At 70.2% G+C, this 22,390-nt stretch carries 17 protein-coding genes; 5 read left to right on the top strand and 12 right to left on the bottom strand.

Annotation, left to right across the window (positions count from 1 at the left end; all coding sequences use genetic code 11):
* The first annotated feature begins 6 nt into the window (after positions 1-6).
* Positions 7-1,539 (top strand): right-handed parallel beta-helix repeat-containing protein, encoded by a 1,533-nt coding sequence (locus ACQPYZ_RS13225; RefSeq protein ID WP_433167872.1) that lies wholly within the window; start codon positions 7-9, stop codon positions 1,537-1,539.
* A 264-nt stretch (positions 1,540-1,803) separates the two neighbouring features.
* Here ACQPYZ_RS13225 and ACQPYZ_RS13220 read toward each other — a convergent pair whose 3' ends face one another.
* Entirely contained in the window at positions 1,804-3,147 is a 1,344-nt protein-coding gene (locus ACQPYZ_RS13220; protein ID WP_433167870.1) for an O-antigen ligase family protein, read from the bottom strand.
* Between the two features lie 2 nt (positions 3,148-3,149).
* Positions 3,150-4,775, bottom strand: coding sequence for a Wzz/FepE/Etk N-terminal domain-containing protein (locus ACQPYZ_RS13215; RefSeq protein ID WP_433167868.1), 1,626 nt, complete (start codon positions 4,773-4,775; stop codon positions 3,150-3,152).
* A 175-nt stretch (positions 4,776-4,950) separates the two neighbouring features.
* Between ACQPYZ_RS13215 and ACQPYZ_RS13210 the strand changes: the two genes are divergently transcribed.
* The 3 genes from ACQPYZ_RS13210 to ACQPYZ_RS13200 all read left to right on the top strand — a co-directional run bounded on the left by ACQPYZ_RS13210 (position 4,951) and on the right by ACQPYZ_RS13200 (position 10,439).
* Positions 4,951-7,161, top strand: a complete 2,211-nt coding sequence (locus tag ACQPYZ_RS13210) for a LamG-like jellyroll fold domain-containing protein (RefSeq protein ID WP_433167866.1) — start codon at positions 4,951-4,953, stop codon at positions 7,159-7,161.
* Positions 7,162-7,312: 151 nt separating this feature from the next.
* The gene (locus ACQPYZ_RS13205) at positions 7,313-8,836 is read left to right on the top strand and encodes a fibronectin type III domain-containing protein (RefSeq protein ID WP_433167864.1); all 1,524 of its coding nucleotides are present in this window, start codon (positions 7,313-7,315) and stop codon (positions 8,834-8,836) included.
* Between the two features lie 106 nt (positions 8,837-8,942).
* On the top strand, positions 8,943-10,439 hold the full coding sequence (locus ACQPYZ_RS13200; RefSeq protein WP_433167860.1) for a fibronectin type III domain-containing protein: 1,497 nt from the start codon (positions 8,943-8,945) through the stop codon (positions 10,437-10,439).
* Between the two features lie 265 nt (positions 10,440-10,704).
* Here ACQPYZ_RS13200 and ACQPYZ_RS13195 read toward each other — a convergent pair whose 3' ends face one another.
* From ACQPYZ_RS13195 to ACQPYZ_RS13175, 5 genes are read right to left on the bottom strand one after another with little or no spacing between them, the layout of a single operon-like run.
* Positions 10,705-11,973, bottom strand: a complete 1,269-nt coding sequence (locus ACQPYZ_RS13195) for a hypothetical protein (RefSeq protein ID WP_433167859.1) — start codon at positions 11,971-11,973, stop codon at positions 10,705-10,707.
* Positions 11,974-11,982: 9 nt separating this feature from the next.
* A complete protein-coding gene (locus ACQPYZ_RS13190; protein WP_433167858.1) occupies positions 11,983-12,753 on the bottom strand; it encodes a WecB/TagA/CpsF family glycosyltransferase in 771 nt (256 codons plus the stop codon).
* A gap of 1 nt (position 12,754) precedes the next feature.
* A complete protein-coding gene (gmd, locus tag ACQPYZ_RS13185; protein ID WP_433167856.1) occupies positions 12,755-13,738 on the bottom strand; it encodes a GDP-mannose 4,6-dehydratase in 984 nt (327 codons plus the stop codon).
* A complete protein-coding gene (locus ACQPYZ_RS13180; protein WP_433167854.1) occupies positions 13,735-14,664 on the bottom strand; it encodes a GDP-L-fucose synthase family protein in 930 nt (309 codons plus the stop codon). The genes gmd and ACQPYZ_RS13180 overlap by 4 nt, the downstream gene beginning before the upstream one ends.
* Positions 14,664-16,154, bottom strand: coding sequence for a sugar transferase (locus ACQPYZ_RS13175; protein ID WP_433167852.1), 1,491 nt, complete (start codon positions 16,152-16,154; stop codon positions 14,664-14,666). Before ACQPYZ_RS13175 ends, ACQPYZ_RS13180 begins: the two co-directional genes overlap by 1 nt.
* A 241-nt stretch (positions 16,155-16,395) precedes the next feature.
* Between ACQPYZ_RS13175 and ACQPYZ_RS13170 the strand changes: the two genes are divergently transcribed.
* Positions 16,396-17,061, top strand: coding sequence for a phosphatase PAP2 family protein (locus ACQPYZ_RS13170; RefSeq protein ID WP_433167850.1), 666 nt, complete (start codon positions 16,396-16,398; stop codon positions 17,059-17,061).
* Here ACQPYZ_RS13170 and ACQPYZ_RS13165 read toward each other — a convergent pair.
* From ACQPYZ_RS13165 to ACQPYZ_RS13145, 5 genes are read right to left on the bottom strand one after another with little or no spacing between them, the layout of a single operon-like run.
* Positions 17,033-18,349 (bottom strand): glutamate-1-semialdehyde 2,1-aminomutase, encoded by a 1,317-nt coding sequence (locus ACQPYZ_RS13165; RefSeq protein ID WP_433167848.1) that lies wholly within the window; start codon positions 18,347-18,349, stop codon positions 17,033-17,035. The two genes, ACQPYZ_RS13170 and ACQPYZ_RS13165, sit on opposite strands and share 29 nt — an antisense overlap.
* On the bottom strand, positions 18,346-18,894 hold the full coding sequence (locus ACQPYZ_RS13160; RefSeq protein WP_433167846.1) for a dTDP-4-dehydrorhamnose 3,5-epimerase family protein: 549 nt from the start codon (positions 18,892-18,894) through the stop codon (positions 18,346-18,348). The genes ACQPYZ_RS13165 and ACQPYZ_RS13160 overlap by 4 nt, the downstream gene beginning before the upstream one ends.
* Before the next feature lie 8 nt (positions 18,895-18,902).
* On the bottom strand, positions 18,903-20,147 hold the full coding sequence (locus ACQPYZ_RS13155; RefSeq protein WP_433167844.1) for a polysaccharide pyruvyl transferase family protein: 1,245 nt from the start codon (positions 20,145-20,147) through the stop codon (positions 18,903-18,905).
* An 11-nt stretch (positions 20,148-20,158) separates the two neighbouring features.
* Complete coding sequence (locus ACQPYZ_RS13150; protein WP_433167842.1) at positions 20,159-21,106, bottom strand: glycosyltransferase family 2 protein; 948 nt, start codon at positions 21,104-21,106, stop codon at positions 20,159-20,161.
* The gene (locus tag ACQPYZ_RS13145; protein ID WP_433167840.1) at positions 21,103-22,389 is read right to left on the bottom strand and encodes a hypothetical protein; all 1,287 of its coding nucleotides are present in this window, start codon (positions 22,387-22,389) and stop codon (positions 21,103-21,105) included. Before ACQPYZ_RS13145 ends, ACQPYZ_RS13150 begins: the two co-directional genes overlap by 4 nt.
* Position 22,390: the final 1 nt, after the last annotated feature.

The following is a 22,390-nucleotide window of genomic DNA, read 5'->3' as shown; positions in this document are numbered from 1 at the left end:
AGATGGGTGCGCCCGCGGATCGTCGCGGCGGGCGCGGTGCTGGTGCTGTTCCTGGCTGGGTGCACGGACTCGAGCGGAGGGAGTTCGGCTGAGCGGCCGGCCGCTACGACGACGGTGACCGTGCCGACCGCTCCCCCGGCGGCAGCTGCGGCGGTGTTGGGGCCGACGGGGCCGAGTACGGCGACCGCGTGCCGAGGGGTCGCGATCCCGGTCGGGACGGATCCGCAGCAGGTGATCGACGCCCAGCCGGCCGGGACGACGTTCTGCTTCGCCAAGGGACTGCATCGGATCAGCAGGCCGGTGCGGCCGCGGGCCGGTGACACGTTGGGTGGCGGTCGGGGCGTCGTACTGACTGGATCCGTGCGACTTGACGGGTGGACGCGGGACGGTGACCACTGGGTCGCACGTGGCGTGCTGCCGGCGCCGTACGCGCTCAAGGGGCAGTGTGAGGACAACAAGACCAAGCCGTGCCAACGTGGCGAGCAGTTGTTCGTCGACGGCAAGCATCTGACCCGGGTGATGAGCCTCGGGCAACTGAAGCCGGGGACGTTCTTCGGCGACTACCAGGCCAACGCGGTGTACGTCGCCGACGACCCGACCGGGCACGCGGTCGAGATGTCCCGGACGCCGACCGCGATCGAGAAGTCCGCGGACGGCGTCACGGTGACCGGGCTGACGATCGAGCACTTCGCCAGCCGGCCGCAGGGCGGTGCGCTCCAGGTCGGCCCGGGGTGGAAGGTGATCGCGAACGAGGTCCGCTGGAACCACGCGGTCGGGATCATGGTCATCGAAGGCGACCGCGCCGAGCTCAGCCGGAACACGGTCGCCGACAACGGGCAGCTCGGGATCGGGCAGTACAAGTCGGCCGACGTACGGATCACCGCGAACCTGGTCACCCGGAACAACACCGACGGGTTCTGGATCGCGGACTGGGAGTCCGGCGGAATCAAGTCGACCCGGTCCTCGGGTGAGGTGTCCGGGAACGACATCGTCGCGAACCGCGGGATCGGGATGTGGAGCGACATCGCGGAGTACGACCGGCGGATCACCGGCAACCGGATCCGGCAGAACGCCGCGGACGGCATCCGGTACGAGATCAGCTACCAGGCCGTGATCGAGCAGAACGTCGTCGAGGGCAACGGGTTCGGCACGCGGCGCGGGTCCGGTGGGAGCCTGTGGGACGGTGGCGGGATCAACGTGAACACCTCGGCCGGTGTGCAGGTCCGCGGCAACCTGGTGAAGGGCAACCGCAACGGCATCTCGATCCAGTCGCGGACCCGCGGCGACGGGCCGCGCGGCACGTACCTGCTGGCAGACGTGGTGATCGAGGGCAACCTGGTCGTGATGGACGACGCCACCGCGAGTACGGGCGTCGTCGAGAACAAGGGCTCCCCGACGAAGCCCGGCGCCGTCACCTTCCGCCGCAACAGCTACCAGATCGCCGGCGACCCGCAGAACCGCTTCGCCTACCGCGGCAAGACCCTCACCTGGCCCGAATGGCAACAAGCCGGCTTCGACCAAGACTCCACCACCAACTAACACCGCCCCACCGGGCCCCGCGCGGACGCCACGCCTCCACGTGGTTGTCCGGACTCCGGATCCCAGCCGGCCAGGTCCGGGTGGTGTGCACAAGCGGCGGTGGGCCTGAACAGGTTATTGCCTGTTCAAGCCCCCGGGTTGTTGTCCCGGGCCCCGCGTCGTCGCCCAGGTCCCCGGCTTGCTCTCCAGGCCCCCAAGTTGTTGTCCCGAGTCCACGGCCTGCTGTCCAAGCCCCCGGCTTGCTGTCTATACCCCCGGCTTCTGTCAGGGAAAGGTAGGGGCGGGGGCTGGGTGGGTGGGGGGTGGGGGGCGGTGCGGGGGGTTGGGGGTGGGTGGGGGTTGGGTCAGGTGTCTGGCTTTGTGGCGGATTCGGTCGGCGTCGCAGACTGCGGCGGCTACCAGGAGGTGGAGGGTCATGGAGCTCAGGTCGGAGAGGCCGCTCTCGTTGAGGGAGGCGGCGGTGATGTAGCCGAGGAGGAGGGCTCCGCAGGCCTTCACGTACGGCGTCGGCGCGCGCAGCACGGAGATCCAGGCGACGATCAGCGCGATGCCGACGATCGTGACCGCGAGCAGGCCGGTCTCCCAGTACAGGCCGAGCCAGCTGTTGTCGATCGCCATCACGTCGATGTCGCCCTCACCGCGCCGCAACAGCACCCGTTTGTTGCCGAGCCCGTGGCCGATGATCGCCGTCTGCAGTGACACCTTCTCCTCGAGCACGGCCTGCCAGCTGGTCGTCCGGCCGCTGAGCGAGCTGATCTGCCGGGTGCCCTGGCCACGCAGCAACCATGTGTGCAGCGACCCGATGGTCAAGAACGCGAGCCCGACCAGCGCCGGCACCGCCAGACTCACCAACCGCCCGACCCAGGTCTTCCGGGTCAGGATCAGCGCGAGCACCAGGCCGAAGGCGATCGCCGCCGCGGACGTCCGCGTCCGGCTCGCAGCGACCAGGACCGTGCCGAGGCCGATCAGCGCGGCCGCCGGTACGAAGGACAGCTTCCGGCAGATGAACCCGATCAACGCCAGCCCGAGCAGGATCGCGCCGACCTCGCCGACCCGGGGCGGCAGCATCGGGATGATGACACCTTGCAGCCGGTAGCCCGTGCCGAGCGAACTGAGCGGCCGCCAGGCCTGGCTGGGTGCGTACGCCAGGCTCAGCACGACCGTGAGCGCCAGCAGCAGATGCGCCCACAGATGTGCCCGGATCAACCGCTCCGGCACCTGCACCAACGGCCGCCAGAGCAGGAAGATGATCACCAGCCCGATCAGGAACCGGGCCAGCCGCATCAGTGGTCCGGTCGGATCCGCGAGCAGGAAGGCGGTCGCGGTGGCGAAGAGCACGTAGAGGACGTACAGGCTGGCCGTCGGGTTGGCGCGGGTGCGGAAGCCGGGCTTGGTCGCGGCCAGCGCGACCAGGAAGATCGCGCCGAGCAGCAGGCCTTTCATCAGGCTGTTCGTCGACCCGGTGGTGCCTTGCGGCGCCGCCACCCGGGACGACCACGGCTGTACGCCGAGCACGAACAGGCACCACAGCATCAGCCAGAACCAGGCCGGCTTCTGGACCTCCTCGACGGTCCCCGGCACCGGCCGGGCCAGCTGGTACGACGACACGGTCAGCGGATCGGTGGAGCGGCCGACTCGGCCGGCTTGAAGTTCAGCGGGATGCCCAGCGTCTCGTCGTGCGCCGAGGCACCGATCAGTACGACGCCCAGCACCGGAGCACCCGCGAACTGCAGCGCCCCCGTCAGCCGGGCGACGTCCATCTCCTTGTCGTGACCGACCTGCACCACCAGCACCGACGCGTCCACGGCGGCTGCCAGCGGCGAGATCCCGTGCCGGCCGACCGCGGCCGGGCCGTGGATGACCACGGAGTACCCGGGCGGCAGGTCCGCCACGATGCCCGGGACCAGCGACGGGCCGACGGCCTCGGCGGTCTCCTCGTGGTTCAGGCCGGGCGGCAGCACGTACAGGTCGGCGACCGTACCGGGACGGAACAGCTTGCGGGCCCGGATCGCCCGGGTCGCGGCCGGCTCGTGCACCAGGTCGGTCAGGCCCTCGTGCCCGCTGACGTGCTCAAGGACCGGCGTACCCTCCACGTCGGCGAGGACCAGCAGGGTCTCGCGGCCGTCGCGGGCGTTCGCCTCGGCCATGGCGAGCGCGATGCCGGCCGAGTTGGGCGTCGGCGAGGCAGAGACCACCAGCAGCGCGCCGGGGCCGCCGCCGGCGAACGCCCGCGGGTTCAGCTCGCGCCGGGCGAGCGCACCGCTCGCCTCCGCGCCGAGCGCGGTGATCTCGTACTGCGGAAGCCCGGGAGCCGCCCGGTGCCACACGCGGCGGCGGTTGCCCTCCGACGCGGCGATGACCGGCGAGCTCGCCGCCCGGGCCGCCTGGTCGCGGGTCAGGATGTACGGCGTTAGGTGGGACCGAAGGAGCGCCAGACCGAAGCCGAGCACCAGGCCGAGGATGCCGCCGACGAGGACATCCCGGGCGACCATCGGCGACGAGGTCGCGGTGTCGGTCGTGGCCGGCGTGACGAGCTCGCTGCCGGTGCCGACCGCGGTCAGCGCCTTGAGCATCGCGGCGGCGTCGTCGGCGGCCTGCCGGGCCTCGGTCGCCAGGCCGACGCGCTGGTCACGCAGTGCCGCCGCGGTCTGCGAGTCGCCTCGCTGGACCGCTTCGTCGATCTGGCTGACCAGGCTCTTGGACTGCTGGTTGGCCGTCTTCGACCGGTCCTGCGCCTGGCTGGCCAGGGTGGTCAGCAGCGACTTGGCCTCATCGTTGCGCTGCTTGAGGTAGATGACCGCGATCGCGTTGGCCCGGCGTACCGCCTCCGAGGAGGTCGGGCCGTCGGTGGTGATCAGGTAGGCGTTGTCGGTGACTGCTTTCACCCGGGTCACCGCGGCCAGATCCTGGACGGTCTGGTCGGTGGTCGGCAGGCCGAGGGACTTCGCCACGCTGAGCAGCAGGGTCGGGCTGGCCATCACCCGGGCCTGGGTCTCGGCCGGCAGGTCCATGCCCAGCGGGCCGGTCTTGTCCGCGCTGCTGGGCAGCTTGCCGACCAGCGCAGGCGGCACGGCGGGCCCGATGACCAGCTGACTGGACGCCGTCCAGCGCTCGGTCTGGGCGAACGCGAACACCGAGGCGCCGACGAGCCCGAGCAGGATGCAGCCGAGAATCAGCCACTTCTGCCGGAGCAGTGACTGAGCGGTCTCCCGCCAGACCACGGTGCCGGGTTCCATCCAGACCTCATTCCCTTCGAGCCAGCGCCCCAGGATATAGCCACGCGGTGTCGGACTGGCCAAAGCATCCGGTTCTGTGGCCTACTCTCTTCTCGGGGGTTCTCGGGGGCAGTTGACGAACCCGTGTACGGCGCGCCGTGGGGGCGCGCCATTTGTCCGAGGGGGACACCGCAGGATGAAGAAGAGATGGCTGTTCACGCGTCTGGGGGTCGTGGGCGCTCTCATCGCCGGATCGCTGGTCGCGGCCACACCGCCGGCCCAGAGCATCGAGGCCTCGCTGTCGGCGGCCGCCAGCCCGACCTGGCAGACCAACGCGAGCGTGCAGGGGATCGCCGTGGCGGCCGGCAAGGCGTACGTCGGTGGCCGGTTCACCAGCGTCCGCCCGCCGGGCGCCGCACCCGGGACCGGCGAGGTCGGCCAGGCCTACCTGGCCGCGTTCGACGCCACCACCGGTGACCTGATCACGTCGTTCACCCCGGTCCTGAACGGCCAGGTGTACGCCGTGGCCGCGTCGGCCGACGGGTCCCGGATCTTCGTCGGCGGTGACTTCACCAACGTCAACGGCGTCACCCGGAACCGGATCGCCGCCTTCGACACCGCCACCGGCGCCCTGGTCACCAACTGGAAGCCCTCGGTGTCGTACCGGGTGAAGACCATCTCGGTCTCCGGCGGCACGGTGTACTTCGGCGGCTCGTTCGGCCTGGTCAACAACATCGAGAGGCTCCGGCTGGCCGCGGTCACCGCGGACCTGGGCACGCTGCTGCCCTTCGCCCCGGCCGTCAACGGCGACGTGTACGCCGTGGACGTCGCCGACGACGGCTCCAAGGTGTACGCCGGTGGCCAGTTCAGCACCGTGAACGGCACGAACCAGAACACCGTGACCAGTCTGGACCCGGTGTCCGGCGGCGTACTCCCCTTCCCCGGGGCGTCCGCCGTACCGCCGCCGAACGGCTCCTGCACCACGCGGGTGAAGGCGATCGACGCAAGCGGCGGGACCGTGTACTTCGGCAACGGCGGTGACGGCGGCGGCTGCTTCGACGGCACCTGGGCGGTCGACATCGCGACCAACACGCTGAAGTGGAAGAACCAGTGCCTCGGTGCCACTGAGGCGGTCAAGGTCGTCAACGGCTGGCTGTACAAGGGCTCGCACGCGCACGACTGCGCGAACCAGGGCGCCGGCGGCTTCCCGCAGGGCTTCGGCTACCGCTTCCTGCTGACCGAGAACCTGACCGACGGCTCGCTCGGCCCGTGGTTCCCGAACACGAACGCCGGCCCGCCCACCGAGGTCGGTCCGCTCGCGTTGGCGACCGGCGGCGACGACCTCTGGGTCGGCGGCGACTTCACCACCACGAACGGCGTCGGCCAGCAGGGCCTGACCCGGTTCACCAACGCGACTCCGGGTGCCGCCCCGGCCAAGCCGGCCAAGCTGCTGCCCTACAGCGTCGAGTCGGGAGTCGTGCAGATCCACTTCCCGACTGTGGTCGACAACGACGACAGCACCTTGACGTACCGGCTGCTGAAGGGGTTCAGCAACACCACGATCGCGACCTGGACGGCCAAGTCGAACCCGTGGGACCGGCCCTGGCTGCACTTCACCGACACCACGTCCGCGCCGGGCGAGGTGACGAACTACCGGGTCGAGGTCACCGACGGCACTACGACGATCCGCGGCAACTACTCCGACCCGATCACGGTCGCCAGTACGGCGTCGACGGCGTACGACCAGATCGTGAACGCCGACGGGCCGCAGGCGTACTGGCGGCTCGGTGAGCCGGCCGGGACGACGGCCTCGGTCGACTCCTCCGGCCAGAGCAACAATGGCACGTTCACCGGTGTCACGCTGGGCAGCACCGGCGCGATCGCGGGCAACACCGCGATGACGACGAGCACGACCAGCGGACGGATGGTCGGCGAGAAGGCGTACAGCATGCCGCAGCAGTTCACCGTCGAGGCATGGGTCAAGCAGAGCGGGTTCAACCGCGGTGGCCGGATCATCGGCTTCGGCAGCTCCAAGACCGGCAGCAGCGCCACCGGCGGCGACCGGATGCTGTACATGCGCACCAACGGCTCGATCGTGTACGGCGTGAACGACGGCGCGCAGCGGACGCTGACCAGTCCGACGGGCAAGAACGACGGCCAGTGGCACCACGTGGTCGGCAGCTACGACAACGGCGCCATGAAGCTTTACGTCGACGGCGTACTCTCCGGCAGCGCGACCGTCGGCGCGGCCTCGTTGTACTACGGCTGGTGGCGCGTCGGGTACGACAACACCAACAACTGGCCGGGGGGCGGAGCACCCCAGACCGGGATGGGCATCGACGAGGCGGCGGTGTACCCGTACGCGCTCAGCCCGGCCCAGGTGCAGGCGCACTTCGAGGCTCGCTGATCGGTCAGCGCGGGCACTGCAGCACAAACTCATAACGCGAGGGTGAGGCCGGGTTACGAACGGCCTCACCCAACCGCTAATGTCCGCTGGGTGCGTGCGTGAGGCGCGCACTCCGCCCCACGACTGTCCCCGCCCAGTCCAAAGGACATCGATGAAGAAGTATGTGCTGGCCCTTGTCACCGCAGCGGCCGTCGTCGCCGCCGCGCTGATCCCCTCCGGACCGCCGGTGGAGGCGGCGACTCCGGGCTTCGCCTCGGCCGTCTCGGCCATCAAGCAAACCTCGTGGCAGACCAACAACAGCGTGAACGCGCTCGCGATCAGCGGCAACACGGTGTTCGCCGGCGGCCTCTTCACCAGGATCCGCCAGCCCGGTAAGCCGGCCGGCCAGGGGGAGGCCGTCCGTACCTACATCGCCGCGTTCAACCGCACCACCGGCGCACCGACCGCGTTCGCTCCCGTGCTGAACGGCCCGGTGTACAGCATTGCCACCAGCCCCGACGGCAACTGGGTCGTGATCGGCGGCGACTTCACGACCGTGAACGGCGTCAAGCGCAGCAAGATCGCGATGTTCTCGGTCGTCACCGGCCGGATGGTGTCCGCCTGGGACCCGGTGGTGTCGGCCCGGGTCAAGGCGCTGGCCATCTACGGCAACAGCGTGTTCATCGGCGGCGCGTTCGGCCGGATCGACGGCGCCGTCCGCAACCACCTCGGCGCGGTCCGGCTGATCCAGGGCGACCTGCTGCCGTGGAACCCGAACGCGAACGACGACGTGTACGCGATCGACGTCGCCGACAACGGCACCCGGGTGTTCGTCGGCGGTCCGTTCAGCCGGATCAACGGCAAGGACCACTACTCGCTGGCGATGACCAACAACACCACCGGGGCGGCGTACTCGTTCCCGGCGGCGCTGGCGATTCCGAAGCCGACCGCGACCTGCACCACCCGGGTCAAGGACATCGACACCCTCGGCGACAAGGTCTTCGTCTCCAACGGCGGTGACGGCGGCGGCTGCTACGACGGCGTCCTGGCCGCCCAGGTGAGCACCGGCAAACTGCTGTGGAAGAACAACTGCCTGGGCGCGACCGAGGCGATCAAGGCGATCGGCAACTGGGTCTACAAGGGTTCGCACGCGCACAACTGCAGCGACAGCGGCGCGTTCCCGGACGGCACCGGCACGCACTACCTGCTGGTCGAGAGCGCGATCGACGGCAAGATCGGTCCGTGGTTCCCGAACACCGACGCCGACCAGGCGAGCACCACCAAGGTCGGTCCGCTGGCGATGGCCGGGACCAGCACGGACCTCTGGGTCGGCGGTGACTTCCTGAAGGTCAACGGCCGGCCGCAGCGCGGGTTGACCCGGTTCACGAACGCGCCGGGTGGCGCGGCGCCCGCCGTACCGAGGGCTCCGGTGTTGACGGCCACGACGGCCGGCCGGGTGTACGTGAAGTACGCCGACTCGTACGACCTGGACAACCTGTCGCTGACGTACAACGTGTTCCGCGGGTCGACGAACGTCGGGTCCGCCAAGTACGTCTCGTACTTCTGGGAGCCGCGGAAGCTCTACACCGTGGGCGACCGGGGGCTCAAGCGCGGGTCGACGTACACGTATCACATCGAGGTCCACGACGGGCGCAACATCATGCGGGGCCCGTCGGTCAGTGTGAAGGTGCCGTAGGGCGCCAGGGGTCTGCGTCAAGGGGGTCTGCCTTTTGGGGCAGACCCCCTTCGTCTGCGATTCCGGCGGGGGGCTGCCGGCCGTAGATTGGTGCAAAGGGGGGAACATGAACAGAGCTGTGGCTTTTCTGGGGGTGGCCGCGCTGGCGCTGGGGGTCGTCCCGGCGCCGACCGCGACGAGCACCGGCGCTTCACTGACGGCGGTCGCGAGCTCCGCCTGGCAGACCGACGCGAGCGTGCTCGGCCTGGCCGTCGCCAAGGGCAAGGCGTACGTCGGCGGTCGCTTCACCAAGGTTCGTCCGCCGGGCGCCGCACCGGGGACGAGTCAGACGACCCGGACCTACCTGGCCGCGTTCCACCAGAGCACCGGCGCGCTGGACACCACCTTCAACCACACGCTGAACGGCGTCGTCTGGTCGATCGTGGCCTCGCCGGACGGCTCCCGGGTGTACGTCGGCGGCGACTTCACCCGCGTCGACGGGCAGGTCCGGAACCGGATCGCCGCCTTCGACACCGCCACCGGCGCCCTGGTCGCGAACATCAAGCCGAGCGTCTCGTACCGGGTGAAGGCAATGGCGGTCGGCGGGGCCAGCCTGTACTTCGGCGGCTCGTTCGGACTCGTCAACGGGGTCGCGCGGAACCGCGTGGCTGCGATCAGCACCGTCACCGGCGGATTGTTGCCGTGGAACCCGAACGCCGACGCGGACGTGTACGCGATCGACGCGGCCGACGACAACTCGAAGATCTACCTCGGCGGGACGTTCGCGAAGCTCGGCGGGGTCAACCGGTGGGCGGTTGCCAGTGTCAACAACTCGACCGGTGCGCTGCTGCCGTTCGCCGCGGCGTCCGCCGTACCGCTGCCACCGTCGGGGTGCACGTCGCGGGTCAAGGACATCGAGACGGCCGGTAACCGGGTGTACTTCGCGAACGCCGGAGACGGCACCGGCTGCTTCGACGGGACCTGGGCCGCGGACGTTGCCACTGGCAAGCTGCTGTGGAAGAACAACTGCCTGGGTGCGACCGAGGCCGTCACGTATGTGAACGGCTGGCTGTTCAAGGGCTCGCACGCGCACAGTTGCCCCGGTGGGTTCCAGGACGGCACCGGCGGGCACTTCCTCCTGCTGCAGAACCCGTCGACCGGCTCACTCGGCCCGTGGTTCCCGAACACGAACGCCGGCCCACCCACCGAGGTCGGCCCACTCGTGTCGGCCACCGGTGGGACGGACCTGTGGGTCGGTGGGGACTTCACCAAGGTGAACGGGGTTGGGCAGCAAGGCCTGACGCGCTTCACCAACCTCGGCCCCGGCGCCAAACCGTTGGGTCCCGCGCTGCCGACCCTGTCCATCCCAGCCTCCGGCCAGGTGCGCGCGACCGTCCAAACCTCCCTGGACAACGACGACATCACCCTGACCTACCGCCTGCTCCGCGGTCCCACGAACACGGTCGTTGCCAGCACCACCGCCAACTCCACCTTCTGGCTCCGCCCCAACGTCACCCTCACCGACCCGTCCGCCCCACGAGGCACCACCCAGCGCTACCGAATAGAAGTAACCGACGGCCAAAACCCAGTCCGAGGCGGCCACACAACCATCACCATCCGCTGAACCACCCGCGGCAGGCGGGTCGGTCGCTGGTCGTGGTGGTTGAGTGGGTGCCAGGTAGCTGCTGGTTGCTGGGTTGGCGGCTGATAACTGGTGGTTGCTGGGCTGCTGGGTTATCGGCTTCTGGCTGGCGGTTGGTGGTTGGTGGTCGGTGGCGACCCTCACCGGTCTCGCGTGCGCTCCGCCCGACACCTCGCACCACCTGCGAGTCTGCGCGCCGCCGGAGGCGGCCAATAGAACAGGCGCCGCCGGAGGCGGTGTCCTTTGGTCAGGTGGGGTTCTCGCGGTGGGCGGTTATGGCTCGGTGGGCTTCGTTCCACCAGAGGAGGAGGGTGAGGAAGGAGGCGCCGGCCAGGCCCCAGGCGGCTCCCTCGGGGCCCCAGAGGTAGGCGCCGCCGACGCCGCAGACGATGAGGACGGCTGAGGAGATCAGGCGGACGCGGAGTCCGCGGGTCGCGGCCGCGAGGGCTCGCATGATGGCGAAGGCTCCGGCGTTGGACGCACCGAAGGCCTGGAGCAGGATGACCGGGACCAGCACACTGTGCGCCTGGTTCCAGACCCCATGCCCGAGCAACTCCCGCCCGACGACCGACGGCAGCAGGAGGAAGACCGCTCCCCACGCCAACGCCCCAGCGCCAACCCCCAGCGAGATCGCTAGGCCGACAAGCCACAGCCGACGGTACGAGTGCCGCAGGGCCCGCGCAGCCTCGGGCACCGAGATCATCCGGATGCCCTGGTTGAGGACGTTGACCGGCCCGAGCAGCACCTGCGCACCCCGGATCCCCGCGGTCGCGGCCAGACCGGCCGCCGCGGTGATCCCGAGCATGTAGACCTGGATCGTGCCCGACACCGCGAGCATCTCCCCCATGTACTTCGGCGTGAGGTCCCAATGCGTCCGTACCCACTCGCGGACCAACTGCCGCCGTGGTGACACTCCCGCCTGGAACCGACCCGCGACGGCCGCGACCACCGCGCCGAGTCCCCACCCGAGCGTCAACGTGAACGCCGATGCCGTACCGGTGAGATAGAGCCCGCCGAAGATCGCGAGCATCGCCAGCAACCAGATCAGGTCGTTGACGAACGCCCGGCGACCCTCCCCGACCACGAAGAACGCCCACCGCCACGCGTCCTGCAGCAACAACCCCGGCATCGTCACCGCGAACGCGATCAGCACCCCGCGAGACGGCACTCCAGGCACGGCCGCGATCGCCAGCCCCACGAGTAGGCCGACGAACCCCATCAACAATGCGGTCGCCGTACTCGCGCGCACTGCCCGCTGCCACGCCGGGCTGCGATCGCCGGAGTACCTGACGGCCAGCGGTTCGGTGGACACAGCACGCGATACGTTCAGAGCGATCGTGTAGCCGCCGAAGGCCAGCGCGTACACGCCGAAGTCGGCGACCGTGCTCGAGCGCGCGACCACGACACCGACCGCGAGGTTGCTCAGGCTGGACAGCGCCTGGTCGGCCAGTCCCCAACTCGCCCGGCCGGCCGGTCCGGCCAGTCGCCGGAGCTTCGGCCGCCGGGGGAACTTCACGACAGCACTCTAGGAGACCGGCTTCGGTGGATTGCGGAGGATGCCCAGGCCGAACCGGGGAATGCCGAGAACGTAGCGGCGCCACAGCCGCCGGGGCTCCTTGTAGAGCCGGTAGCTCCACTCGAGCCCGGACTTCTGCATCCACCGCGGCGCCCGGTCCAGCCGGCCGGTGTGGAAGTCGAACGCCGCGCCGACGCCGATCAGGATCGCGGCGTCCAGCCGGTCCCGGTGCTCGGCCATCCAGCGCTCCTGCTTCGGCGCACCGAGGCCGACCCAGATGATGTCCGGCTTGGCCTGGTTCATGTCCGCGACCACCGCGGCGTCCTCGGCCTCGGTCAGCGGCCGGTACGGCGGGCAGTGCACGCCGACGACCTTCAACGCCGGGTGACGCTCCTGGAAGGTGTCCCGCAACTGCTCCGCGACCCCCTCGGCACCACCGTAGAAGTACTGCGTCCAGCCGCGCTCGGCCGCCTCGGCCATCACCCGCTCGAGCAGATCCGGCCCGGCTACCCGGTCCATCCGCTCGAAGCCGGCCTTCCGGCCCGCCCACACCAACGGCATGCCGTCCGGCACTGTGAGCCCCGACGTGTTGAACACCTCGGTCAACTGGTCGTCGGCGCTGGCGTGCAGCAACGAGTTCATGTCCGACACGCAGACCAGGTGCCGTTCACCGCCGTCGATCCAGCGCGCGAACGTCGCCACCGTGTCGTCCAGGTTCGTCACGCTCACGTGCACGCCGAGTACGTCGACCCGGTCCGAACCACTCGTCGCCGTCTGCATGTCAGTCCTCTGCGGTCAGCGCGGCCAGATCCGCGTCGACCATGATCCGGACCAGCTCGGGCACGTGCACCTGGGCCTTCCAGCCGAGCTCGGTGTTGGCTTTGGCGGCGTCGCCGATCAGCGAGTCCACCTCGGTCGGACGCTCGTAGCGCGCGTCGTAGTCGACGTACTCCTCCCAGTCCATCCCGGCGTGCTCGAAGGCCAGGCTGACGAAATCGCGCACCGAGTACGACGTCCCCGTGGCGATCACGTAGTCGGCCGGGGTGTCGTGCTGCAGCATCCGCCACATCGCCTCGACGTACTCCGGCGCGTAGCCCCAGTCCCGGCAGGCGTCCAGGTTGCCCAGGTACAGCCGCTGGTCCAGGCCGAGCTTGATCCGGGCGACCGCCCGGCTGATCTTCCGGGTCACGAACGTCTCGCCGCGGCGCGGGGACTCGTGGTTGAACAGGATCCCGTTGACCGCGAACATGTCGTACGCCTCGCGGTAGTTCCGGGTCATCCAGTAGCCGTAGAGCTTGGCCGCGCCGTACGGCGACCGCGGGTAGAACGGGGTGTCCTCGTTCTGCGGCGGCGGGGTCGCGCCGAACATCTCCGAGGACGACGCCTGGTAGAACCGGCAGTCCAGGCCGATCATCCGGATCGCCTCGAGCAACCGCGTCGTCCCCATCCCGGTGGTGTCACCGGTGTACTCCGGCTCGTCGAAGCTCACCCGGACATGGGACTGGGCGGCCAGGTGGTAGACCTCGGCCGGCTGGATCGACGCCAGCAAGGTGACGAGTCGCGACCCGTCGGTGAGGTCGCCGTAGTGCAGGAACAACCGCTTGTCCTCGGCCTGCGGGCCTTCGTACAGGTGGTCGATCCGGCGGGTGTTGAACGTCGACGCGCGGCGGATCAGGCCGTGCACCTCGTAGCCCTTGGCCAGCAGCAGCTCGGCCAGGTACGACCCGTCCTGGCCGGTGATCCCGGTGACGAACGCCTTCTTCATGCGACGTGCTCCTGGTACCAGGCGTAGGTGCTCGCCACGCCGTCCTCGAGTGGGATGGACGGCTTCCAGCCCAGCGCCTGCAGCCGGCTGACGTCGAGCAGCTTGCGCGGCGTCCCGTCCGGCTTGGACAGGTCGTTGCTGATGGCCCCGGTGTAGCCGACCACGCGAGCGACCAACTCGGCCAGCTCGCGAATCGTCACGTCCGTGCCGACACCGACGTTGATCGGCTCCGGCTCGTCGTAGTGCTCCAGCAGGTGCAGGCACGCGTCGGCCAGGTCGTCCACGTGCAGGAACTCGCGCCGCGGCGTTCCGCTCCCCCACAGCACGACCTCGGGGGCATCGGCCTTCCGAGCTTCGTCGAACCGCCGGATCAACGCCGGCAACACGTGTGAGCTCAACGGATCGAAGTTGTCGTGCGGGCCGTACAGATTGGTCGGCATCGCCGAGATCCAGCGCAGACCGTACTGCCGCCGGACCGCCTGGACCTGCATGATGCCCGCGATCTTCGCGATCGCGTACGCGTCGTTCGTCGGCTCCAGTGCGCCGGTCAGCAGGCTCGACTCCCGGATCGGCTGCTCGGCGTACTTCGGGTAGATGCAGGACGACCCGAGGAACAGCAGCCGCGGCGTGCGCACCTCGAGCGCGGCGTCCATCAGGTTGACCTGGATGCGTAGGTTGTCGCTGAGGAACTCGGTCGGGTGGTCCCGGTTCGCCAGGATGCCGCCGACCCGGGCGGCCGCGTCGATCACCACGGCCGGCCGGTGCTCGCGCAGCAACGCGAACGTCGCCGCCCGGTCGCGCAGGTCCAGCTCCGCCGACGAGGCACCGATCAGGTGCTGGTAGCCGGCTCCTTCGAGCCGGCGCCAGATCGCCGAACCGACCAGGCCACGGTGGCCGGCCACGTACACGGGGGCATGAAGGTCCATCAGTACGCTCCTGCGCCGTAGATCACCGCGCGCACGGTCTTCCAGAGGATGAGCAGGTCAAGGGTCATCGACCAGTTGTCGACGTACCGCAGGTCGAGCCGGACCGACTCGTCCCAGGACAGGTCGCTGCGGCCGCTGACCTGCCACAGGCCGGTGATGCCGGGCTTGACCAGCATCCGCCGGGAGTCGTCGGCGGCGTACAGCGCGACCTCCTCGGACAGCGGCGGACGCGGACCGACCAGCGACATGTCGCCGCGCAGCACGTTGAACAGCTGCGGGAGCTCGTCGAGGGAGAACCGGCGGATCCAGCGGCCGAGCGGGGTCATCCGCGGGTCGTCGCGCATCTTGAAGATGACGCCGTTGCCGTCGCTCAGCGCGTACAGGTCACCGAGTCGCTGCTCGGCGTCGGCGTACATGCTGCGGAACTTCAGCATGGTGAACTCGACACCCGCGCGGCCGACCCGCTGCTGCCGGAACAGCACCGGCCCCGGGCTGGACAGCCGGACCGCGATCGCCAGGCCGAGCAGCAGCGGTGACAGCAGGGTGATCAGGCCGAGGGCGAGGATGCGGTCGAAGACGGCCTTCATCAGGTGCGGCCCGCCGCTGACCGACGGCCGTTCCAGGTGCAGCAGGGACAGGCCGGCCACCGGGCGGACGGAGATCCGCGGGCCGGCGACCTCGATGATGCCCGGGGACACGATCAGCTCGATGCCGCGCTGCTCCAGCGCCCAGGACAACCGTCGCAGCGACTGCCCGGCCAGCTCGGGGTCGGTCGCGATCGCGACCACCTCGACCGCGTGCCGGTCGGCCGCGGCCAGGATGTCCGGCTCGTCCAGCTCCTCCGGCTGCAGCGGACCGCTCGAGTGGCCGTCGCCGCGCGGCCTGCAGGTGGCGACCACGTGGAAACCGTCGGTCGGCCGGCTCTCGAGGTGCTCACACAAGGTCGCGGCCGGACCGCTGCGCCCGACCACGAGAACCCGATGCATGCACCGGCCTCGGACCCGGTGCCGGTGGAGGTCCTTGCGCAGCGCGTACCGCAGCACCAGCGCCGTCCCGACCATCACCGGGATCGCCAGGACGACGAAGCCGCGGGCGATCTCGGTCTTGGTCACGTACGACGCCATCGCGACCGCGGCCGTGAGCCCGACACCCGACCGCAGCAGCGACCGGAACTCGTCCGGCCCGGCGCCGAAGTACCGGGGGTCGTAGCCCTTCGACAGCGCGACCGCGCCCACCCACGCCAGCGGCAGGATGCTGCTGACGATCAGGTAGCCGCTGCCGACGTGGTAGCCGAACCGGGTCAGCAGGGCGACCGAGACGCCGACCATCGCGGCCAGCAGGTCGCCGCCGACAGCGGCCCAGCGGTACACACCGACCCAGCGCGGCTCGGTCGAGCGCGACGGGAGCGGGACGATCGCGGGCACCTCGTGCGGCACGACCCAGAGCGGCCTGCGGCCGTCGACCGCGTCAGGCGCCTCAGCTCCGCTCACTCCGGCCTCTCGTCTCACGCTGCTGTCACCGGGTCACGGTATGTGCCCGCCGCAGTCTGCAGCTTGCCCCTCGTACTGTCAAACGGAGATCGACACCCAAGGTGACGGCACGATTGCTTGCCTCTGAATCCCCAGAATTCACCCACCTGTTGGCGGTGCGACATCGCAGAGTACTACGCGCGAGGGCCTTCGGCGACGGAGACTCGGCAACCCTTGACTAGAATTTGCGTCGGGGGTGGGGATGGCGACAGCAGCGGGCGTGGCGCCGCGGCCGGCGGTGGCGGCATGGGTCCGTCGGCCGGTGGCCGCGATCGCGCTGCTCGGTGCGCTGATCGTGGCTGTGCCGGCCGTCGTGTACGCCGGCGAGACGGCTCCGGGCCGGCTGGACGTGCGGGTGGAGCAGTTCGTCGACGAGTCGTCGTCCGCCAGGATCTGGCGGGTCGTCGTCTTCCTGGACTGGTTGGGCGAACCGGTCGGCCGGACGCTTCTCGTGCTCGCCGTCGCGGCGGTCTGCCTGATTGTGGGTCGCCGGGCGCTGGCCCTCACCGCGTTCCTCGGCATGGGTCTGACCACCGTGCTCACGACCCTGCTCAAGTACGTCGTCGACCGCCGGATCCACGGCGACTTCCTGTCCTATCCCAGCGGCCACACGGCAGCAGCCACCGCGGCCGCGCTGATCGTCGGGCTGCTGCTGGCCGACGTACTCGCCGCGGGCCCAGTGCTCGGCGCGGCGCTGGTGCTCTGTTGTGGCCTGCTCGGCGGCGCCGCGATGGCCTGGGCGCAGATCGATCTGACCGCGCACTACCCCACCGACACCCTCGGCGGGTTCGGCGCCGCGTTGCTGACGACCTGTGCGACCGCCCTCGTCGTCGACCGCTTCACACGTACCGGCGGAAGACCGGCTTGACCGGGCGGCCGCCCATCCAGGCTGCGGGGTCGTCGGCGTCCAGGGCTTTGCGGTAGACCAGGCAGGCCTGGGCGACGGCGTCGACGGTGCGGTCGATGTCCTCGTCGGTGAGCGCCGAGCTGACCACGAACGACGGCCCGATCACGCCGCCGAGGATCAGTTCGCGGAGGAACAGCGTCCGGTACTTCTGGGACGGCTGCCCCTGCTGGTCGAGGGTCGCGAACACCAGGTTGCTCGGCCGGCCGCGGACGACCACGTGGTCCTCGACACCGGCCGCGGCGGCGACCTCCCGGACTCCGGCCGTCAGCCTCTCGCCCCGCTCGTGCAGCCGGGCCGCGATGCCTTCCTCCGCGTAGACGTCCATCACCGCGATGGCGGCCGCGAGCGCGTGCGTCTCGGCGCCGTGCGTGGTGGACAGCAGGAACACCCGCTCGTGGTCGTCGCGCAGACCGCCGCGTTCCATGAACTCGCGCTTGCCGGCCAGCGCCGACACCGCGAACCCGTTGCCCAGGGCCTTGCCGAAGGTGGACAGGTCTGGCGTCACGCCGTACACGCCTTGCGCGCCGGCCTCGGAGAAGCGGAAGCCTGTGATCATCTCGTCGAAGACCAGCAGCGCGCCGTACCGGTGGGCGAGGTCGCGGAGCGCCTCGAGGTAGCCGGCCGGCGGGTCGTGCTGGGTGGCCGCCTCCAGGATCAGACAGGCGATCTGCCCTTCGTGGCGGATCAGCAGCTCCTCGGTCGCGGCCAGGTCGCCGTACGGGAAGGCCACAGTCAGCTCGCCGATCTCGTCCGGGATCCCCGCCGACATCGGGGTGCGGGCGATGAACCAGTCGTCGATGGAGAAGAACGCGTGGTCGGAGCAGAGCGCCACCAGCGGCCGGCCGGTGACCGCGCGGGCCAGCTTCACCGCGGCGGTGGTCGCGTCCGAGCCGTTCTTCGCGAACTTCACCATCTCCGCGGTCGGCACCGAAGCGAGGAAGCGCTCGGCCGCCTCGAGCTCCAGGATGCTCGGGCGGACGAAGTTGCTGCCACGGCCGAGCTCGCGCCGGACCGCCTCCAGCACCCGCGGGTGGGCGTGCCCGAGACTGACCGCGCGCAGGCCGGAGCCGTACTCGACGTACTCGTTGCCGTCGACATCCCAGACGTGCGCGCCGAGACCGTGCGAGATCACCGGCGCCATGTCCTCCGGGTACTGGTCCTCGCCCTTGGCGTAGGTGTGCGCGCCACCGGGGACGAGCTCGTGCAGCCGGGCGTTGGCGACCACGGACTTGCCGAACGACTTGGTCATGACAGCCTCCTGGTGGCGTCGGCGAGGGAGGGCGCGGCCTTGTCCCGGTCGGACATCAGCGTGACCGGCAGCGGCCACTCGATCGCGAGTCCGGGATCGTCGAAGGCGATCGACACGTCCTCGCTCGGGTCGTGCGCCCGGTCGATCCGGTACGACACGTCGGCCGGGTCGGTGAGCGCCTGGAAACCGTGTGCGCACCCGGCCGGCACGTACACCGACACCTGGTTGTCACCGGTCAGCTCGAAGTACTCGACGTTGCGGTACGTCGGCGAGTCGGCGCGCAGGTCGACGACGACGTCGAGCACCTCGCCGTACGAGCAGCGCACCAGCTTGGCCTCGCCGGCGCCGGCACGGACGTGCATGCCGCGGACGACACCCTTGCGCGACCGGGAGATGCTGTCCTGCACGAACGCGTCCGGGTCGAGCCCGGCCGCCGCGACCACGTCACGGTCGAACGTGCGGCTGAAGAACCCGCGCTCGTCCACGTGCGGCGTGGGCAGGAACATCAGCGCGCCCGCGATCCTCGGTACCTGGATGACGTCCATCGATCCTCCTAGGGCCTGCCCGCACGGACCGCCGGGCCCGCGTCGATCAGGGTCTTCGACAGCACGGCGAACTGCTGCTCGAGCCGGGCGGTGTACTCGGTGTTCTTCTCCCGCATCGCCGGCTCGATCCGGCCGGCCCGCGCCTCCAGGGCACGGAACTGCTCGATCAGCCGGGGGACGCTGAGGGTGCGGATCGACTGGCGGAACTCGGCCAGCCGCATCCCCTCCATCAGGATGTCGTTCTTGGTCGCGTAGCTGATCGAGATGGTCGGCTTCGACAGCCGCAGCGCGGACTGCACGTTGTGGTAGCGCGAGGCGACGACCAGGTCGGCGCCGGCCAGCTGACCCATCAGCTCGCCGAGTGACGCCGCCGGTTCCCGGACCACCCGGGAGTCGACCAGCGCGGGCCGCGTCCGGCGGAGGTCGTCGAGTACGGCGTTCACCACGACCTCGTCGGCCGGGTCACCGGTGACGAGCCGGATCCGGTAGCCCTCGTCGACCAGCCAGCGGGCGAACTCGACGATCTTGGCCTCGTACTCGGCGTAGATCTCGGTCGACCGCCCACGGTCCGCACTCGTCCCGTGGTACTCCATCAACCCCAGCGCCACCGTCCTCCGCGACCGCTGCGACGGCTCGGGCGGCTCCGGGTCGGGCAGCGCGAACGCGAGATCCGGATAGACCTCGTCCTGGCTGACGTCGAGACCCATCACCCGCATCGAGTCGCGGGACAGCTCGTCGCGGAACGAGCGGTACGTCGCCAGCCGGGCCGCGCCGGTGTACAGCCACCGGACCGACCGCTCGCGGGCGACGCTCGCACCGACGCTGACGAACGCGACCTTCGCACCCGCCATCCGGGCCGAGACGCACATCAGGAACAGCGCGTACGGCCAGCCCCACGGGTTCAGCTCCAGGGTCGTCTCGAGCACGCCCATGCCGGGCACGATCACCACGTCGTACCGGCGGAACAGCCGCGGCATCCGGAACAGGTCGGCCAGCTTGCCGTACAGCTTGCGGACCACCGTGGTCAGCCGGGTCCGGCCCGGGCCGTGCTCCTGGTACCAGGTGATCGCCGTCGACGGGATGCCGTACTGCCGTGTGAGCTCCTCAGGGCCGGAGCACACACAGCTGATCTCGGCGTCCGGGTGACTGGCCCGGAGGAACCGCAGCATCGCGTCGAGCGACCCGTGGTTTCCCAGGTTGCCCGATCCCAGCAGGCCGAAGATGGCGATCCGAGGCGGCCTGCCCCTCCCCACTGTGCCCATTCCTAGGAGGCCCTCCGCCCGCTGACGACCCCGGAACTCTCCGGGATCGCGGTCGGTGCGCCGGGCGCCGCGCTGTCCTCGATCCGGCCCGACCGCGAGCCGGGCAGGGCGCGGTCGGCCAGCCAGTGGGCCAGGTGCCCGTAGCACCTGAGCCGGTCCGACGACGACAGCGGCGCCCGGCGGATCCCACCGACGAAGCCGCCGACGTACTCGGCCAGCAGCCGGACGGTCGGGTGCTTCAGCCGGCTGGCCCGCCGCGGCTCCATGTTCGCCGACCGGGACCGGATCGTCGGCTTGGCCCGCTCGGCCCGGTCCGGGTGGTCCCGGCGGAAGAACAGCAGCTCGGGCACCTGGTGGAACCGGCCGTACAGCGCCAGCTCGGCCATGATCGTGCGGTCGGAGTGGTGGTAGCTGCCGTTGAGCGGCGTACGGCGGAGGATGTCCGAGCGCATCACGCCGTAGAAGTCGTCGCCGCCGACGCCGAACAGCAGGCTCTTGAACCGCTCCGGCGCCCGCGGGTCGTCGGTCGCCAGCGGGTAGTCGACCTTCAGGACGACGTCCCCGTTGCCGTCGATGATCGCCTGGTGGGCGTGCGCCAGCACCAGCGCCGGGTCGTCGTCGAGCGCCTCGACGCAGCGCAGCAGCAGGTCCCGGCCGTACAGGTCGTCGTACGACGCCCACTTGAACAGCTCGCCGCCGGAGTGCTCGAAGGTCCAGTTGTGGTTCGGCGTCGCGCCGATGTTCACCGGCTGCCGGTAGTAGCTGATCCGGGAGTCCCGGGCCAGGTAGTCGCGGCAGATCTCCTCCGTGCCGTCGGTGGACGCGTTGTCCGAGACGACCAGCTCGAAGTCGCCGTAGCTCTGTCCGAGCAGGGCGTCCAGGGACTCCGCCAGGTACTTCTCCCCGTTGTAGACCGGCAGACCGATACTCAGCCTTGGTACCGCGTTCATGTGCTCCTCATTTCTGGCATCTCCTCCCGGCCGGCCGCACCCACCGGCTCCGGTTCCGCCTCATGCCGCCGTTCGCGGATCCCCATCCCGAGACTGCACCACCAGACGATCGCGCCGACGAACGTCGCGCCCGCCGCTCCCCACGCCGATCCGAGGGCACCCCCCAGCACCCCACCGCCGACCCCGCCGACCAGGTACGCGGCCGACGCCCACAGCTGTGCCTTCAGACTCCGCCGGGCCACGCCGAGCGCCCGCAGGCCGGCCGACGCTCCGGTGTAGAAGCTCGCGAACACCACCGACAAAGTTGCTGGTAGCAACAACGGTTCGGTGTTGTCCCAGACCGCGCCGAGCACCACATGCCCCCACGCATGCGGCAGCAGCAGGATCAGTCCCAGTCCCCAGGCCAGCGCGGCCAGGGCCTGGGCGCTCCCGAGCAGCAGGCAGAACGCCCGCAGCGCGCGCAACGAACGGCGCAGCATCCGCGCCGCCTCCGGCACCGCCACCAGACCGATACCGGACAGCACGATGAAGAACGGGCCGAGCATCATCTCGGCCCCGCGGACGGTCCCCACCGCCGCGATCCCGGCGAACGCGCCGAGGCCGTACATCTTCAGCTGGTACGCCCCGCTGATCGTCACGTTCTCGGCCAGGTAGCGGTAGGCGAGGTCGCGATGGTCGCGCAGCCACAGCCGGGTCCGGAACAACCGCGGTACGACGCCCGCCTGCAGACCGCTGACCAGCGCGGCGAAGATGCCGGCGGCGCCCCAAGCCAGCACGAACTTGGTCACGCTCGGGCCGTCGTGCTTGGCCAGGTAGAGCAGCGGCACCAGCGCCGCCGCCCAGGTGATGTCGCTGAGAAACGCCTTCCCACCCTGCCCCGAGGCGAAGAACGCGAACCGCCAGCTGTCCTGCAGCATCAACCCCGGCAGCACCAGGCCCAAGGCCACGAACGCCGCGCCGGGCCGGCCCCCCAGGGCGATGCCCACCGCGACGCAGATCGCGCCGGTCACCAGACCGACCGCGATCGCCGTCCCGGACGAGCTCGCCACCGCCTTCTTCCAGACGGTGTGCGGTACGCCGCTGAACCGGACCGCCAGCGGATCGGTCGCCATCCCGCGCGAGATGTTGACCGCCACGCCGTACGTAACCCAGGCCAGGCTGAACGCGCCGAACTCGACGGCGCCCAGCGACCGTGCGACGACGATGCCGACCACGAAGCTGACCAGGCTGGTGACAGCCTGGTCAGCGAGTCCCCAGGTGACGCGGCGCAGCACCCCTCGCATC

This window comes from Kribbella sp. CA-247076 (assembly GCF_050942445.1).
Taxonomy (GTDB): Bacteria; Actinomycetota; Actinomycetes; order Propionibacteriales; family Kribbellaceae; genus Kribbella.
Note: the sequence above shows the minus strand (reverse complement) of the source record. Positions and strands in the feature narration are given on the sequence as shown.